We start from the raw sequence: 15,092 nt of genomic DNA on the forward strand, positions 1-15,092 counted from the left end.
CGACGGGCATCTCCCTGCGGGAGATCGGTCACAACTGAAATGCACGTCGGGCCAACGTCCGCCCTCAGTTCGCGTTGCCTCATCCCCTGCTTCCGGATCTCGAAACGCTGGCCACCAACGTGGCCGCCAGCAAAGGCTTTGCCCTTTGCGGCATTCAGCTGCTCACCCACATGAGCCCGATGACCCTGGAAGTGCAGATCCGCCACAGCAGTGGAGCGGATGTGAGCCTCGACGACTGCGCGGGTTTCAGCGGCGTGCTGGGGGATGCCCTTGAGGCCTCCACCCTGCTCACTGACGCGTATGTTCTGGAGATCAGCAGTCCCGGCATCGGCGACCAGCTGTCCAGCGATCGCGACTTTGAGACCTTCCGCGGGTTCCCCGTGGAGGTGCATCACCGCGACAAGGACGACAGCGAGCAACGTCTGGAGGGCCTCTTGCTCGAACGCGACGCCGACACGCTGCAGATCAACATTCGCGGGCGAATCAAACGGATTGCCCGGGATTGCGTGATTGGTGTCCGCCTCACGAGTCCAGGCAGCTGAACCCAGCGTTCACAGCCCCTGCAACCGCTCCCTTCATTTCCCCTAACCCAAAGCGATGGCTCTCGTCCTGCTTCCCGGTCTCAGCAACCTGATCGACGACATCAGTGAAGAGAAGAAGCTGCCGCCGCAGGTGGTGGAAGCGGCCCTGCGGGAGGCCCTGCTGAAGGGGTACGAGCGCTACCGGCGCACCCTGTATCTCGGCATCAGCGAAGACCCCTTTGATGAGGAGTACTTCAGCAACTTCGACGTTGGCCTCGACCTGGAGGAGGAGGGCTACCGGGTTCTCGCCAGCAAGATCATTGTTGATGAGGTGGAGAGCGAAGACCACCAGATCGCCATCGCCGAGGTGATGCAGGTGGCCGATGATGCCCAGGTGGGCGACACGGTGGTGCTGGATGTCACCCCGGAGAAAGAGGATTTCGGTCGCATGGCCGCCGCCACCACCAAGCAAGTGCTGGCCCAGAAGCTGCGGGATCAGCAGCGCCGCATGATCCAGGAGGAGTTCGCTGATCTGGAGGATCCTGTGCTGACGGCCCGGGTGATCCGCTTCGAACGGCAGTCGGTGATCATGGCGGTCAGCTCAGGCCTGGGCCGTCCGGAAGTGGAGGCGGAGCTGCCCCGGCGCGATCAGCTGCCCAACGACAACTACCGCGCCAATGCCACCTTCAAGGTCTTCCTGAAAGAGGTGAGCGAAGTGCCCCGCCGGGGACCGCAGCTGTTCGTCAGCCGCTCCAATGCTGGTCTGGTGGTTTACCTATTCGAGAACGAAGTTCCCGAAATCCAGGAAGGATCCGTTCGGATCGTGGCCGTGGCCCGTGAAGCCAATCCCCCCTCCCGTTCCGTGGGCCCCCGCACCAAGGTGGCCGTCGACAGCATCGAACGCGAGGTGGACCCCGTCGGCGCCTGCATCGGCGCCCGCGGTTCCCGGATTCAGCAGGTGGTGAACGAACTGCGTGGAGAAAAAATCGACGTGATCCGCTGGTCCCAGGATCCGGGCCAATACATCGCCAATTCCCTCAGCCCCGCGCGGGTGGAGATGGTGCGCCTTGTGGATCCCGTGGGCCAGCACGCCCATGTCCTGGTGCCCCCCGATCAGCTGAGCCTGGCCATCGGCCGCGAAGGCCAGAACGTGCGCCTGGCCGCCCGACTTACCGGCTGGAAGATCGACATCAAGAACTCCACCGAGTACGACCAAGAGGCCGAGGATGCCGTGGTGGCGGAGCTGATCTCCCAGCGCGAGGAAGAGGAAGCCCTCCAGCAGCAAGCCGAGGAACGGCTGGCCGCCGAACAGGCCGCTCGGGCGGAAGAGGATGCACGCCTGCGGGAGTTGTATCCACTGCCGGAAGACGAGGAGGAGTACGGAGAGGAGCAGCCCGAGCAGGAGTTTTCTGACGAGCAACCCGCTGAGGTGGAAGCCGGCACCGAGTCCGAGACCGAAGCCACGGATGCAGCGGTTGAAGCCGATGCGGATGCCGATCCCGATCAGGAGCAGGTCCGGTGAGTGACCGCCCCGTCCTGCGTCGCTGCGTGGCCTGCCGCCAGCTCTTGGATCGCCGCCAACTCTGGAGGGTGATCCGCGACCATCAGGACGGAGTTCGCCTCGATGAGGGGATGGGCCGTTCGGCCTATCTCTGCCGAGAGGAGAACTGCCTTGAGGAGGCGACCCGTCGCAAACGCCTGCAGAAAGCCCTGCGTTGTCAGGTGCCCGAAACAGTGCTTGCGGTGTTGAAACAGCGGCTTAACCAAAGCGTTGGTGAATCCGCTGAGGCAGACTGAACATTGGCCCCACGTTGTGCGTGGCCACCGCGGCATTCCATGCCCGGACCGATCGGAGACCCGAACTGAATGACCAGCAGCGGCAAAGTCAGAATTTACGAGCTGTCCAAGGACCTCGGCCTTGAGAACAAGGACGTGCTGGATGCGGCTGAAAAGCTGTCGATCGCTGCGAAGAGCCACAGCAGCTCGATCAGTGACGCTGAAGCCGTAAAGATCCGTTCGCTGCTTGGCAAGGGCGGGAATGGTGCGAAACCCGCTGCCGCGGCCCCTGCCAAGCCCGCACCGGGCAAGGCCATCCTCTCGGTGAAGAAAGCGGCCCCCGCCACTCCGAGCAAGCCCACCCCGGCGGTGAGCAAACCGGTTGCCAAGCCCGTGGTCACCAAACCCACGGCTGCGGCCAAACCACAGGCGGCCCCAAAGCCTCCCGCAGCGGCCACGCCCAAACCGGTGATCAGCAAGCCCGCACCGACCCCAGTGAAAGCGTCGGCAGCACCGGCTCGGCCCGCCGCTCCTCAGAAACCACCGGCAGCACCGGCGCGACCAACGGCGGCAAAGCCCGTGCCTCGGCCTGCCGCGGCCAAGCCTCAGGTCGTCAGCAAGCCTGCTGCGGGCAAACCGGAACTGGTGAGCAAGCCCAAAGCTGCTGCCAAACCCACGGCACCCACGCCACGGCCCACACCGGCTCGCCCGACGCCTCGCCCTGCAGGGGCCGGAAGTCCAGCACGGCCCACCCCCGGCCAGGGTCAGCCCAAGCCACAGATCATCCGTTCTGGGGCCCCGTCTCGGCCCGGTTCTCCAACCCGTGCCGGCGCTCCCGCGAAACCCGGCGCACCCTCACGCCCCACCCCCCGGCCTGAACTGGTCGGTAAACCCGTCCCCCGCCGTCCTGCGGGCACCGGCGTGCCTCAACGTCAGGGGGGGCCAAGCCGTCCGGGAGCACCCACCCGACAGGGTCGCCCTGGGATGCCTCCCCGCAGCGGCAACACCCTGGAACTGGTCGGCAAGCCGATTCGTCGCGACGGCAGCACCACCGGTAGCGGTCGTCCGGGAGCACCCACCCGTCCAGGAGCACCTGGACGCCCCGGCATGCCCGCTGGAATGCGCAAACCGGTGGCTCCCGGTGAGCTCATGCAGCTGCAGAAGCCTGTCGGCAGGCCAGCAGCACCGGCACCCCGTCGTCCCGATGCACCCACCAAAGCCGGTGCAGGTGCAGGAACGGCAACCCCGCCCGTGGCGCGCCCGAACGCCCCCTCGGCACCGCGTCGACCCAGCTTCCGTCCTGGTGGCCCTGGTGGCCAACGGCGGCCTGGGCGGCCCGACTGGGATGACAGCGCCCGGCTCGATGCTCTGCGCAGCCGCTCGCCGCAGAAACAGCGCCAGAAGGTGCACATCATCGGCGAGAACGACGACTCCCTGGCGGCACAGACCGGCGGTTTCGCCGGCGAGCAGGAGAACATGGTTCTCTCGGCGAGCCTGGCGCGTCCCGCCAAGCCCAAGTCGCAACAGCGCACCGCACCCAAGCCGGTGGCGGCGATGCGGAAGCGCAAGAAGGAAACCGCCCGTCAGCGTCAGCGCCGGCGTGCCATGGAGCTGCGAGCAGCTCGGGAAGCCAAGCAGGTGCGGCCCGAAATGATCGTGGTGCCGGAGGACAACCTCACGGTGCAGGAACTGGCAGACATGCTGAGCGTCGAAAGCTCAGAAATCATCAAATCCCTGTTCTTCAAAGGGATCATCGCCACGGTCACCCAGACCCTGGACATGCCAACAATCGAGGCCGTCGCCGACGAATTTGGTGTGCCAGTGCTGCAGGACGACGTGGAGGAGGCGGCCAAGAAGACCGTCGAAATGATCGAAGAGGCCGACAAGGCTCACCTGATCCGGCGTCCGCCCGTGGTCACCGTCATGGGCCACGTCGACCACGGCAAAACCAGCCTTCTGGATGCCATCCGTCAGGCCCGCGTCGCTGCGGGTGAGGCCGGCGGCATCACGCAGCACATCGGTGCGTATCAGGTTGAGATCGAGCACAACAACGAGCAGCGCAAGCTCACCTTCCTGGACACTCCGGGCCACGAAGCGTTCACGGCCATGCGAGCCCGCGGCACCAAGGTGACCGACGTGGCTGTGCTGGTGGTGGCCGCCGATGACGGCGTCAGGCCGCAGACCCTGGAAGCCATCAGCCACGCCCGGGCCGCCGAAGTGCCGATTGTGGTGGCAATCAACAAGATCGACAAGGAAGGTTCATCGCCCGAACGGGTGAAACAGGAGCTGTCTGAGCAAAACCTGCTGGCAGAAGACTGGGGCGGCGATGTGGTGATGGTGCCGGTGAGCGCCATCAAGGGCGAAAACATCGACAAGCTGCTGGAGATGCTGCTGCTGGTCACCGAAGTGGAAGACCTGCAGGCCAACCCGGATCGTCTGGCCCGCGGCACCGTGATCGAAGCTCACCTCGACAAAGCCAAAGGCCCTGTCGCCACGCTACTGGTGCAGAACGGCACCCTCAAAACAGGCGACGTTTTGGCCGCTGGTCCGGTGCTGGGCAAGGTTCGGGCCATGGTGGACGACAACCGCCAACGGCTCAAGCAAGCTGGTCCTTCCTTTGCGGTGGAGGCCCTGGGCTTCAGCGAGGTGCCCACCGCCGGTGATGAGTTCGAGGTGTACCCCGACGAGAAATCGGCCCGTGCCGTCGTGGGCGATCGCGCCTCCGATGCCCGTGCCACCCGACTGGCCCAGCAGATGGCGTCACGACGCGTCTCGCTCACAGCCATGTCCGGCCAGGCCAATGACGGCGAGCTCAAGGAACTCAACCTGATTCTCAAAGCCGACGTTCAGGGCTCTGTGGAAGCCATCCTCGGATCGCTCGAACAGCTGCCCAAGGATGAGGTGCAGGTGAGGGTGCTGCTCTCGGCCCCTGGCGAAATCACCGAAACCGACGTCGACCTGGCAGCTGCCTCCGGCGCGGTGATCGTGGGCTTCAACACCTCCATGGCCTCCGGCGCCAAGAAAGCTGCGGATGCCACCGGCGTTGACGTTCGCGACTACGACGTGATCTACAAGCTTCTGGAAGACATCCAGATGGCGATGGAAGGTCTGCTGGAGCCGGAACTGGTGGAGGAAGCCCTGGGCGAAGCCGAGGTGCGCGCCGTTTTCACCATCGGCAAGAGCGCCGTGGCCGGCTGTTATGTCACCACCGGCAAGCTGCATCGCAACTGCAGGGTGCGGGTGCACCGCGGAAAACAGGTGGTTTACGAGGGCGACCTCGACTCCCTGCGTCGCAACAAGGACGACGTCAAGGAAGTGGCCACTGGCTTCGAATGTGGTGTCGGCACCGATCGGTTCGCCAACTGGGAAGAGGGGGATCGCATTGAGGCCTTCAAGATGGTCACCCAACGCCGCAAACTCACCACCTGACCCCGCAAGCGACCGTGCAGCCCCGCAGCGAGCCCCTGCTCTGGCTTCAGTGCCTGGCCCTTGGAGCCATCCCCCTGGAGCTGCTGCTGATCCGCCTGGTTCTGGCTGGTGCGGATCCAGGCCCTGTGCCCGGTGTGGAGCGAGTTCTGATCTGGGGCGTCGGGGTCTTGGCGCCAGCCGTCGCCTTGTGGCGACGACCCGCCGACTGGGGGTCCCTGCTGCTGGTGCGTCAACCGCTGGCCAGCCGCAGCAGTGATCAACTCCGCATCAGTGCATCGCATGGCGCCCTGAGGAGCCGCCTGGCCGTGGTGATGGCCGCTGTCATCCTGCTGCCTGTCCTCTGGTGGCTGGACGATTCAGCAGTGCTCGCGAGTGAGTTTTCCCCGGTATCGGGTCAGTCTCGACTGGCCACCCTGCTGCTGGTCAGCCCATTGCTGGCCTTAATGGTCTGGCAGGTGCAACAGATGGTTCAAGCAGCAGCACTGCTGCTGCTGGGATCAACAGCACCGGTTGCCAGCACCGATGCAAGCTTTCGTGCTGACGCTGTGGCAACGCAGCGCACGAGCCTTGGCCTGCAACTGCTCAACCTCCCGAGCCTGGAGTGGCCGGAGCCTGCTGAGAAGCCGAGCAATCAGGGGGCCGATGGGGCCATGTCTGTGGAAGACAGCGAGCCGGAGACAGACGACAGCACTGAGAAAGACAGCACTGAAGACGTCAACGCTGCCGATATCAGCTCTGACAACGAAGAGCCAGACGACGAAACTTCAGCTCTCAAACTGACGACAGCTGAGGAGTCTGATGACACTGAAGAGACGGCTCCAACAAGCGATCAAGACGCCGATGAAGCCATCGGCATGGAAGACAGCGAGCCGGAGACAGACGACAGCACTGAGAAAGACAGCACTGAAGACGTCAACGCTGCCGATATCAGCTCTGACAACGAAGAGCCAGACGACGAAACTTCAGCACTCAAACTGACGACGGCTGAGGAGTCTGACGAGACTGAGCCCGAAGCCTCTATTGAACCCGTCGAACCTCCGGCTCAGGTTGAGGAGCCTGAAGACATCGGTGCAAATGTCGCCGATGAATCAACCTTCGCCGCTTCCGGCTCTGTTCCGGTCGAACCAGAGCAGAGCGGAGAAGAGCAGGAGAGCACCGCCCTGGATACCGAAATCAGCCAGATCGACAGTGTCGCCGGCGGAAGCACGGAAGGCCATCGTGAACAGGCCGAGGCCAGCGGAAGCGAAGAGAGCGAACCAGACGAGCCGTCTGAGCCCACGCCAGGGGGTCTGTGACTCTTTGAGCAACCGCTCCCTCAAGGCGGGATCCAGGCTGGATTTGGAGCGCTGATTATCGGACAAACATCCAAGACGGATTCAGAGCAAATGTTAAATTGCTGGTGACGCCGATGTAGCTCAGCCGGTAGAGCAACGCTTTCGTAAAGCGTGGGTCGCCTGTTCAAGTCAGGTCATCGGCTTTCGATCAAAATGGATGCATGAATGCATCCAATCGTTCGTTACGACGACCAATCCAGCATCTGGAATCTCCCAATGCTGAGATGTGGATGGGATTGATTGATGGCATCTATGCCATTGCAATGACTCTGATCGCGATTGAATTACCAGAGCTCGCATCCCAACTCATCGGCACCATTGATCAACAAGTTGAACCCACAACAATCGGTGGGCTGCTGATCTATGAGCTCATTGCATATACAGCCACATTTTTAATTCTCTATGAATTGTGGTCATTCCACAAATCCATTCTCAAGCTCTCCGGGATCAGGCACACCCTCCAGAATCTGACCAACGGCCTGATTCTGGCGTTGACCTGCCTCGGCGCGGGCAACATTATTTTGATCCTCAAGGCCAAAACAGAACTCGCCACCGAGGAAATCAACGCCGGCATCAGTCAGGCCACGATTCTCAAGAACTGGATCAACCATGGAACAGCAACAAGCATTTGCATGTTGCTGATGATTGCCAGCATGTTTGGCTTGATGTCTCTTCTCGCAAGAACAAAAGCGAACCCAAAAGAGAGCTCCAGCCTGAAAGCGTTGGAACGAATCACGAGAGTCAAAGCATTCTTATTCCTTCTGTTCCCCCTCAACTGGCTTCCCATGTTGTTTGGCAGTCAAACTCCCCTCGCTCCCATCGCACTCGTGATTCTGGCTTACATCGCATTGAGCCACATCAATGGAGCCAAGCTCAGGAATCGCTTCGATGAAACCTTCAAGGGCTCTTCCTAACTAGAAACGAGGCGAACAAAGCTGTTTCAACTCAACGATCTCACACAAGGCAGCACCCCTTGTCATGCGCCCTTGAAGAAGGTCGTTCCAGGGAATCATCCAATGACGTGGAGCAACACCAGCCAAAACGTCTTGAGCTTCATGATTGCGCAACACCAGCACCTTGCGAGAACTCAAGCTCAAATTCTTTCTCAGCCAAGGCGTCATGATCACCTCCTCCAATAAACGCTGATAGGAACCATCTGAGATCGCCTGTTCAAAGCCCCGACGAATGGCCTCCGCCAAAGGTTTGTTGCTCGGAGACACATAGAAATACCCAGCAAAGGGATAGGCCAGCAAGAGATGGGGATCGAGCAGCGTTTGAGGGGCCGTGCGCTGCACGATGACCTCTTCAGCAGCCAATTCAGCGAGACCACGGGGAAACAGCTGAACACGATTGTTGTCCACAAGTCGGAAAAAACTCTCTGATCGCGCCGTGTAGGTGCGCAGACCAGCCGCATCAAAAACATCAACATCACTCCAACCCAAGCCCTGCAGCAGCGTGAAACGACGCAAATCACCGACGCGATCAACCGTTTTGAGATCAGGCAGAGCCGCCTGATTGGTCCAGCCAACTCGCAACCCCAACAGACCACCCGTGACGGGGATCTCGATCGGACGCAACCGTTGGTGCAAGTCGCGGCCAGCGCCGTACACCCCGACCGAGAGCCGATGGGGATTGCCGCCAACCTGATCACGGCCTGCGGCAAGTGCAGCGATGGCCTCATCCTGCGGTTGAACAACAGCACTCAGCCCCATGACATGGGGCTGACCACTGCGTTCCATCACCAGCTTCAACAGCCGATAACGAAAGTCAGACGCGTCTTGGCCGGGCCTTCGATCCAGCACAACAGCGAGCGTTCCTTCAGGAAGCTCGGCGACTTCATCGGCCGTCAACACATCGCGGTCGTCGATGTTGAGCCGCCGATGCGTCAGCTTCGGCTGAAGCATCAACGCCCCCACCAACAGGACCAAAAGCGTGATCAGGGTTGTCGCCACAGCCCACGAGCCCAAGGACTGCTGGCGTCCGGCATCAGGAGGCCTCAGTTGGGTCATGGAATGATCTAGTACACGCCAATCAAGGTCATGGCGACATAGCTGGGCAACAACAACACCCGCAAAACTGTTGAGAGACGATTATTCACTTTGAGCAGGTGGACATCAATCAGCTCATCAGCAGCCACCACATTCAAAATTCCCAGAAAAACAATCAGCTGCAAATTCCCGATGAAGCCCGCCATGGCCGTCACCGGTAATTTCCCAGCAATGAACACAAAATTCCCCCCCGCTGACACCACTGCAGCGAGGATGAGATCGTCCCGGCTGTGGGTGATCAACAGGCTCATGATGCAGAGACCAACCGCGAGCATGTAACCCAGAAAATCGGGGGCCACGTACAGCAAACTGTGCCGCTGAATCGGCACATCCAGCGACACGGCCGGTTGACGACGGATCACTTCTCCAGCCGCGAGGGGACGACCCAAATCACTCATCAGGCTCACGCTTGAGGCATAGGCACCGGCCGACTTCAAGGTCCAGCCAGGCAGCAGCAACCCAGGTGAGACCATCACAGCCTCTTGATCCACCACATTCAGGTTCACGGTTTGAAGTGGATCCGCCAAACCGATCTGGATGTGCAAAATCTGATCATCAAAGGGATATCGCTGAAGCCGCCAGCGCTTCACCACCGCTGAACGCACCCGATAGAGATTCCAGGAGCCTGTGGCCGTCTTTTCATGGCTCACCCGCTCAAACCGTTGGATATCGCCGTCGTAAATCCCATTCAGGATCATCAGGTTGTCGCTCGGATCCGACTGAGCATCCCCTGCCCATTCCGTCCAAAGCAGCATCTCCACAGAGAACTGGTCCTGCAGGAGATCGATGTTGTTGATGTTGGTGATGTAGGCACCAACCCGAAGCGGCGGGCCCTCCGGCTCCATCACCTTGGCCGGGACCGTTCCCCAGTCGATCGGGGCGGGCCTCCGGTCCACAGCGGCCTGTCCGCCCCATCCCAATTGAGCGAGGGAAAGCGTGAGAACGCAGGCCAGAGCGACCCAGAGAAGCCGCCATGTCCAACGCCGGGACCTCACCCTCAGGCCTGCAAGCGTTCAATGCCTCCCCACCATGACAAGGTTGAACGCGGGCGACCAGGCTGCGACCAGGCTTTCGCAGCTTCTGCATACGATTGGCCTGGGTACCAGTGAAGACCTGATGCCAAGCGAACTCCGGGAGTGATGCAGGAACCAACGTTGGTGCGCATTGGATCGGCTCTGAGCGGGTTGATGCTGGTGCTGTTTCTGGTGGTTCATCTGGCCGGTTTGTTGCCCGCGCTTGTTGCACCGGTGCAGTTCGAGCACTACGCCACAGCCCTGCATCACCAGCCATGGCTGCCGCTGTTGGAAATCAGCCTGGCCGCCATCGCAGCCGTGCATCTGAGCTGCACCGTCGCCAAAACGCTGCGGAATCGGGGTGCGGGAAACACGGCGACGCTTCGCAGCCGGCGCGGTCGTCCGCTGGAGGCTCTGGCCAGCCGCAGCAAGGTGGCTGCCGGAGTGATCACCTTGGGATTTCTGCTGCTGCACCTGCAGCAACTGCGCTGGCCACGGCCGAGCGATGGGCTGGAACGGGAGGTGCTGCAGCAGGTGCTGCTGCAGCCGATCAGCCTGGGGGTTTATGCCGCCGGCAGCCTGGCCGTCGGCCTGCATCTGCTCCACGGCGCGGAAGCAGCACACCGCAACCTGGGTTGGCTCACTCCGGCCAATAGCGCCAGCATCCGCTGGGGAGGCCGCCTCTTGGCATCGGGAATCGGCGGAGGCTTTCTGCTGATCAGCCTGGGACTGGCCCTCGGAGGCTTGGCATGACGAACGGACTGCCTGATCCCAGGATTCCCGCTGGGCCGCTCACCGATGCCTGGCGACGCACCCGCGAAGGACTGCCGCTGATCAGCCCTCTGCGCAAAGGGCAAATGGATGTGCTTGTGGTGGGCACCGGCCTGGCGGGGGCCTCCGCTGCTGCAACGCTGGCCCAACAGGGCTACCGGGTCACGGTGCTCAGCTTTCACGACAGCCCGCGGCGGGCCCATTCGGTGGCAGCCCAGGGGGGCATCAATGCCGCACGTTCTGTGGCGGTGGATGGCGACAGCGTCAGCCGCCTATTCGCCGACACCCTCAAGGGGGGTGACTTCCGGGCCCGGGAAGCAGGCTGCCAAAGGCTGGCGGAAATCAGCAGCGGCATCATTGATCAATGCGTGGCCCAGGGGGTGCCATTCGCACGCGAATACGGCGGCAGCCTGGCCACCCGCAGTTTTGGCGGAGCCCTGGTGAGCCGCACGTTCTATGCCCGGGGGCAGACCGGTCAGCAATTGCTGTATGGCGCCTACCAGGCCTTGATGCGCCAGGTGGAGCTGGGCCGGGTTCAACTGCTCACCCGTCGGGACGTGCTCGAGCTGATCACCGTGGATGGGGTCGCCCGCGGTGTGGTGGCGCGCCATCTGCTGAGCGGTGAACTGGAGGTGCACACCGCACGCACGGTTCTGCTCTGCACCGGCGGCTATAGCAACGTCTACTTCCTCTCCACCAACGCGCTCAAGTCGAACACCAGTGCGATCTGGAGGGCTCACCGCAAAGGTGCGTTGTTCGCCAATCCCTGCTTCACCCAGATCCATCCCACCTGCATTCCCAGTGGCGATGTCTTCCAGAGCAAGCTGACGCTGATGAGCGAAAGCCTGCGCAACGACGGTCGGGTCTGGCTGCCCAAAACCCCTGGCGATGCACGTCAACCCGATGCAATCCCTGAAGAGGAACGCGACTACTTCCTCGAGAGGCTTTATCCCACCTACGGCAACATGACACCGCGGGATGTCGCCTCCAGGCGGGCCAGAGAACTCTGCAACGCGGGGCAGGGTGTTGGCCCAAGGGGGCGGTCGGTGTACCTCGACCTCACCGATGCCATCAAAGCCGAAGGCAAAGGCGCCATTGCTGCCCGCTACGGCAACTTGATGACGATGTACGAGCGCATCAGCGGAGACGACCCGTACAAGAAGCCGATGCGGATCTATCCCGCCCCCCACTACACGATGGGCGGCCTCTGGGTGGATTACCACCTGATGAGTTCGATTCCCGGCCTGTTTGTTCTGGGAGAAGCGAACTACTCCGAACATGGCGCCAACCGCCTCGGCGCCAGCGCCCTGATGCAGGGGCTTGCCGATGGCTACTTCATCGCACCATCCACCGTCACAGCCTGGCTAGCGGGCACACCGGCCGAGGATGTGACGACCGATCACCCAGCCTGCCGCGAGGCCTTGGAGAGCACCCGGCGCCGCATCAGCCACTTGCTCAACAGCGAAGGCAACACCCCGGTGGACAGCTTCCATCGCGAGCTGGGCAGCGTGATGATCGATCGCTGCGGCATCAGCCGCCATGCCGATGGTCTGAGTGAGGGGCTGGAACAGGTGAAGGCGCTGGAGGAGCGGTTCGAGGCCGAGGTGCGGGTGCCGGGCGAAGCCAGCGGCCCCAATGCCGAGCTGGAGAAAGCCCTGCGGGTCAAAGACTTCTTCGGGCTGGCCCAGCTGATGCTGCGAGATGCCCTAACCCGCGAGGAGTCGTGCGGCGCCCACTTCCGTGAGGAACACCAAAGTAACGAGGGCGAAGCCCAACGGGACGACGTCAACTTCGCTCACATCGCGGCCTGGGAACACAAGGCCGACGGTGAGCCGATCCGCCACAGCGAACCGCTGCAGTTCACCGCGCTGCAACCCAGCACCCGGAGCTACAAATGAAACTCACCCTGCGCATCTGGCGGCAACGCAGCGCCGCTCAACCCGGTGAATACCAGAGCCATCGGCTGGAGAACGTCTCCCCTGACCTCTCCTTGCTGGAGGCACTCGATCAGCTCAACGAACAACTGATCAGTTGCGGAGAACGGCCGGTGAGCTTCGAGCACGACTGCCGCGAAGGCATCTGCGGCAGCTGCGGCTTCCTGGTGAATGGCCAGGCCCATGGCCCACGGGCCGCCACATCGGTGTGTCAGCTCTACCTGCGGGAATTCGACGATGGCGCGGTGCTGATCCTGGAGCCCTGGAGAGCCACGGCCTTCCCTCCCATCCAGGATCTGATGGTGGACCGCTCGGCCTTTGACCGGCTGATCGCGGCCGGCGGCTACTGCTCAACCGGCACAGGCCAGGCCCCGGATGGCAACGCCCTGCCGGTTGGCCGGGAGCAGGCCACCAGCGCCTTCAGCACAGCAACTTGCATCGGTTGTGGCGCCTGCGTCGCCAGTTGCCGCAATGCATCGGCCAGCCTGTTCGTAGCCGCCAAGCTGGCGCACTTGGGGCAACTGCCGCAGGGGCAGCCGGAACGGGCGAGCCGTGCCGACGCCATGCAACGCCAGATGGAGGCGGAGGGCTTCGGCAGCTGCAGCAGCAACCTCGAATGCGAGGCGGTCTGTCCCCAGGAGATTTCCGCTGACTGGATTAGCTGGATGCACCGTGAGCGCAGGAGCTGATCCTGGCGGGTTGCCACCGGGATCTGGCGCGACAACACGGCCTGGCGCAATCAACGCCTGATTTGGCAACTGCAGGCCGCCGGTATCGCTGGCAACGAATGACGTGCACAGCCTCAACGCAGGAAGGTGCAGTGATGTTGATCAACGATTCCTATTTTTAACGACCCGGATCCACGCACTCTTTCGATCAGTGACCTGAGGGAAATCGCAGCATCTCCAGCCCAGACATCATCAGAAACTTTTTTCGCATCACCACAGCGCCATCACTACTGTTTGTTGAAGCATCGATTCAGGCCAGGAGCATGCAATCCAAGTCCCAACCGGAGCAGATCACCAAAACAGTGGTGGGCGTCACCACGGTCTTCATCGGTGGCATTGCCCTGCTCTCCAGTGTGTTCGTTGTTCCCGCCGGTGAAGTCGGGGTTGTCACCACCCTTGGGAAAGTCTCCAACACCCCCAGAGAGCCGGGATTGAACCTCAAACTTCCGTTCATTCAGGCGACCCATAATTTCAGCGTCAGAACGCAGGTCATCCCCGAAAAATTCTCAACGCTCACCAAAGATCTACAGGTGATTGAAGCGACAGCCACGGTGAAATATGCGGTGAAGCCCGGTGAAGCACCCAGGATCTACAGCACGATTGCCACAGACGACTCCGCAATCTATGCAAGGGTGATTCAGCCTTCACTGCTGAAATCCCTGAAATCGGTGTTCTCAAAATATGAACTCGATACCATTGCCACCGACTGGAACAATATCTCCACACTTGTTCAAGAAAGTGTTTCCAATGAACTGAGCAAATTCGACTATGTGGCTGTCAAAGGATTGGACATCACTGGCCTGAAGATTGCCGAGGAATACCGGGCAGCAATCGAGCAGAAGCAAATCGCTCAACAACAGCTTCTGCGCGCCAAAACAGAAGTTCAGATCGCCGAACAAGAAGCCCTGAAGTTTCAGACCTTGACCCGGTCTCTGAACGACAGCGTCCTCTACAAGCTGTTCCTCGATAAGTGGGACGGAAAAACCAAGGTGGTTCCTCCCATTCGCGGAGGCAGCACACCGCCAGTGATTGTGGGCCAATAACGGGGCGCTTCAAAGCCCAGCGCAGCCGCGGATGGCCGCCTGCAGGTCAGCCATGGCCTGAACGCCGCGGCCGGCCTCCAACTGCTGCATCACCAGATCCGCCTGGACCCCCAGCAGCAGGGTCTGGCAGGGGTAGGCACTGAGGGCCGACGCCTGTCGCTGCAGCGCCTCCGCCTCGATCAAAGCTTGTTCACAGAGCTGAAGATGGCTGTGCTCAAGGCAGCGCTGAGCACGGGCTTGAAAAGCGGTCAGAGGAGATGCCCTCACCCCAGGGGCCATCACACCAAGAAAGAGCAGGACTGTGACGGAGCGCGCGAGCAGGGCACAGGGGGGCGATTTGCTGAGATGATGCCTCAACTTCGAGGATCGCACCGCCGTGTACACCGACTGGACTGCCATTGCCCTGCTGCTGTTCACCGCGGTGCCGCTGTTGATCGTGGTGGCAACGGCCACCTACTTCGTGATCCAGAACGACCAGAAGACTCCCCTGGGCTG

General features: G+C 61.7%; 13 protein-coding genes, 1 tRNA gene and 1 pseudogene. 11 read left to right on the top strand and 4 right to left on the bottom strand.

Features of this window, described 5'->3' with window-relative positions:
- Positions 1 to 74 precede the first annotated feature (74 nt).
- From rimP to SynA1562_RS13090, 5 genes and pseudogenes are all read left to right on the top strand, one after another.
- Positions 75 to 542, top strand: coding sequence for a ribosome maturation factor RimP (gene rimP, locus SynA1562_RS10055; RefSeq protein ID WP_186493753.1), 468 nt, complete (start codon positions 75 to 77; stop codon positions 540 to 542).
- A 55-nt stretch (positions 543 to 597) separates the two neighbouring features.
- On the top strand, positions 598 to 2,043 hold the full coding sequence (gene nusA / locus SynA1562_RS10060; RefSeq protein ID WP_186493754.1) for a transcription termination factor NusA: 1,446 nt from the start codon (positions 598 to 600) through the stop codon (positions 2,041 to 2,043).
- Complete coding sequence (locus SynA1562_RS10065; RefSeq protein WP_186493755.1) at positions 2,040 to 2,318, top strand: YlxR family protein; 279 nt, start codon at positions 2,040 to 2,042, stop codon at positions 2,316 to 2,318. Before nusA ends, SynA1562_RS10065 begins: the two co-directional genes overlap by 4 nt.
- A 69-nt stretch (positions 2,319 to 2,387) precedes the next feature.
- The gene (infB, locus tag SynA1562_RS10070; protein WP_186493756.1) at positions 2,388 to 5,726 is read left to right on the top strand and encodes a translation initiation factor IF-2; all 3,339 of its coding nucleotides are present in this window, start codon (positions 2,388 to 2,390) and stop codon (positions 5,724 to 5,726) included.
- Positions 5,727 to 5,740: 14 nt separating this feature from the next.
- Positions 5,741 to 6,304 (top strand): annotated as a pseudogene (locus tag SynA1562_RS13090) (low-complexity tail membrane protein); the annotation flags it as partial.
- 510 nt (positions 6,305 to 6,814) lie between these two features.
- On the opposite strand, the gene SynA1562_RS10075 reads toward SynA1562_RS13090, so the two are convergent.
- On the bottom strand, positions 6,815 to 7,087 hold the full coding sequence (locus SynA1562_RS10075) for a DUF3493 domain-containing protein (protein WP_186493757.1): 273 nt from the start codon (positions 7,085 to 7,087) through the stop codon (positions 6,815 to 6,817).
- A gap of 43 nt (positions 7,088 to 7,130) precedes the next feature.
- Between SynA1562_RS10075 and SynA1562_RS10080 the strand changes: the two genes are divergently transcribed.
- Both SynA1562_RS10080 and SynA1562_RS10085 read left to right on the top strand, forming a co-directional pair.
- Positions 7,131 to 7,203, top strand: a tRNA-Thr gene (locus SynA1562_RS10080).
- 18 nt (positions 7,204 to 7,221) lie between these two features.
- Positions 7,222 to 7,974, top strand: coding sequence for a TMEM175 family protein (locus SynA1562_RS10085; protein ID WP_186493758.1), 753 nt, complete (start codon positions 7,222 to 7,224; stop codon positions 7,972 to 7,974).
- Here the strand turns inward: SynA1562_RS10085 and SynA1562_RS10090 are convergent, their stop codons facing one another.
- Together SynA1562_RS10090 and SynA1562_RS10095 are read right to left on the bottom strand one after the other, a co-directional pair.
- Entirely contained in the window at positions 7,975 to 9,069 is a 1,095-nt protein-coding gene (locus tag SynA1562_RS10090; protein WP_255445642.1) for a hypothetical protein, read from the bottom strand.
- Positions 9,070 to 9,077: 8 nt separating this feature from the next.
- Positions 9,078 to 10,103: a hypothetical protein gene (locus SynA1562_RS10095; protein WP_255445643.1), complete on the bottom strand. Its 1,026-nt coding sequence runs from the start codon at positions 10,101 to 10,103 to the stop codon at positions 9,078 to 9,080.
- A gap of 144 nt (positions 10,104 to 10,247) precedes the next feature.
- Here SynA1562_RS10095 and SynA1562_RS10100 point away from each other — a divergent pair, with 144 nt between their 5' ends.
- From SynA1562_RS10100 to SynA1562_RS10115, 4 genes are all read left to right on the top strand, one after another.
- Entirely contained in the window at positions 10,248 to 10,874 is a 627-nt protein-coding gene (locus tag SynA1562_RS10100; protein WP_186493759.1) for a succinate dehydrogenase cytochrome b subunit, read from the top strand.
- Positions 10,871 to 12,790: a fumarate reductase/succinate dehydrogenase flavoprotein subunit gene (locus SynA1562_RS10105; RefSeq protein WP_186493760.1), complete on the top strand. Its 1,920-nt coding sequence runs from the start codon at positions 10,871 to 10,873 to the stop codon at positions 12,788 to 12,790. Before SynA1562_RS10100 ends, SynA1562_RS10105 begins: the two co-directional genes overlap by 4 nt.
- The gene (locus SynA1562_RS10110) at positions 12,787 to 13,515 is read left to right on the top strand and encodes a succinate dehydrogenase/fumarate reductase iron-sulfur subunit (protein WP_186493761.1); all 729 of its coding nucleotides are present in this window, start codon (positions 12,787 to 12,789) and stop codon (positions 13,513 to 13,515) included. Before SynA1562_RS10105 ends, SynA1562_RS10110 begins: the two co-directional genes overlap by 4 nt.
- A 302-nt stretch (positions 13,516 to 13,817) precedes the next feature.
- Positions 13,818 to 14,597: a prohibitin family protein gene (locus SynA1562_RS10115; protein ID WP_186493762.1), complete on the top strand. Its 780-nt coding sequence runs from the start codon at positions 13,818 to 13,820 to the stop codon at positions 14,595 to 14,597.
- Positions 14,598 to 14,606: 9 nt separating this feature from the next.
- Here SynA1562_RS10115 and SynA1562_RS10120 read toward each other — a convergent pair whose 3' ends face one another.
- Complete coding sequence (locus SynA1562_RS10120) at positions 14,607 to 14,864, bottom strand: hypothetical protein (protein ID WP_255445644.1); 258 nt, start codon at positions 14,862 to 14,864, stop codon at positions 14,607 to 14,609.
- Positions 14,865 to 15,092 lie beyond the last annotated feature (228 nt).

This window comes from Synechococcus sp. A15-62, assembly GCF_014280075.1.
Lineage (GTDB): Bacteria > Cyanobacteriota > Cyanobacteriia > PCC-6307 > Cyanobiaceae > Parasynechococcus.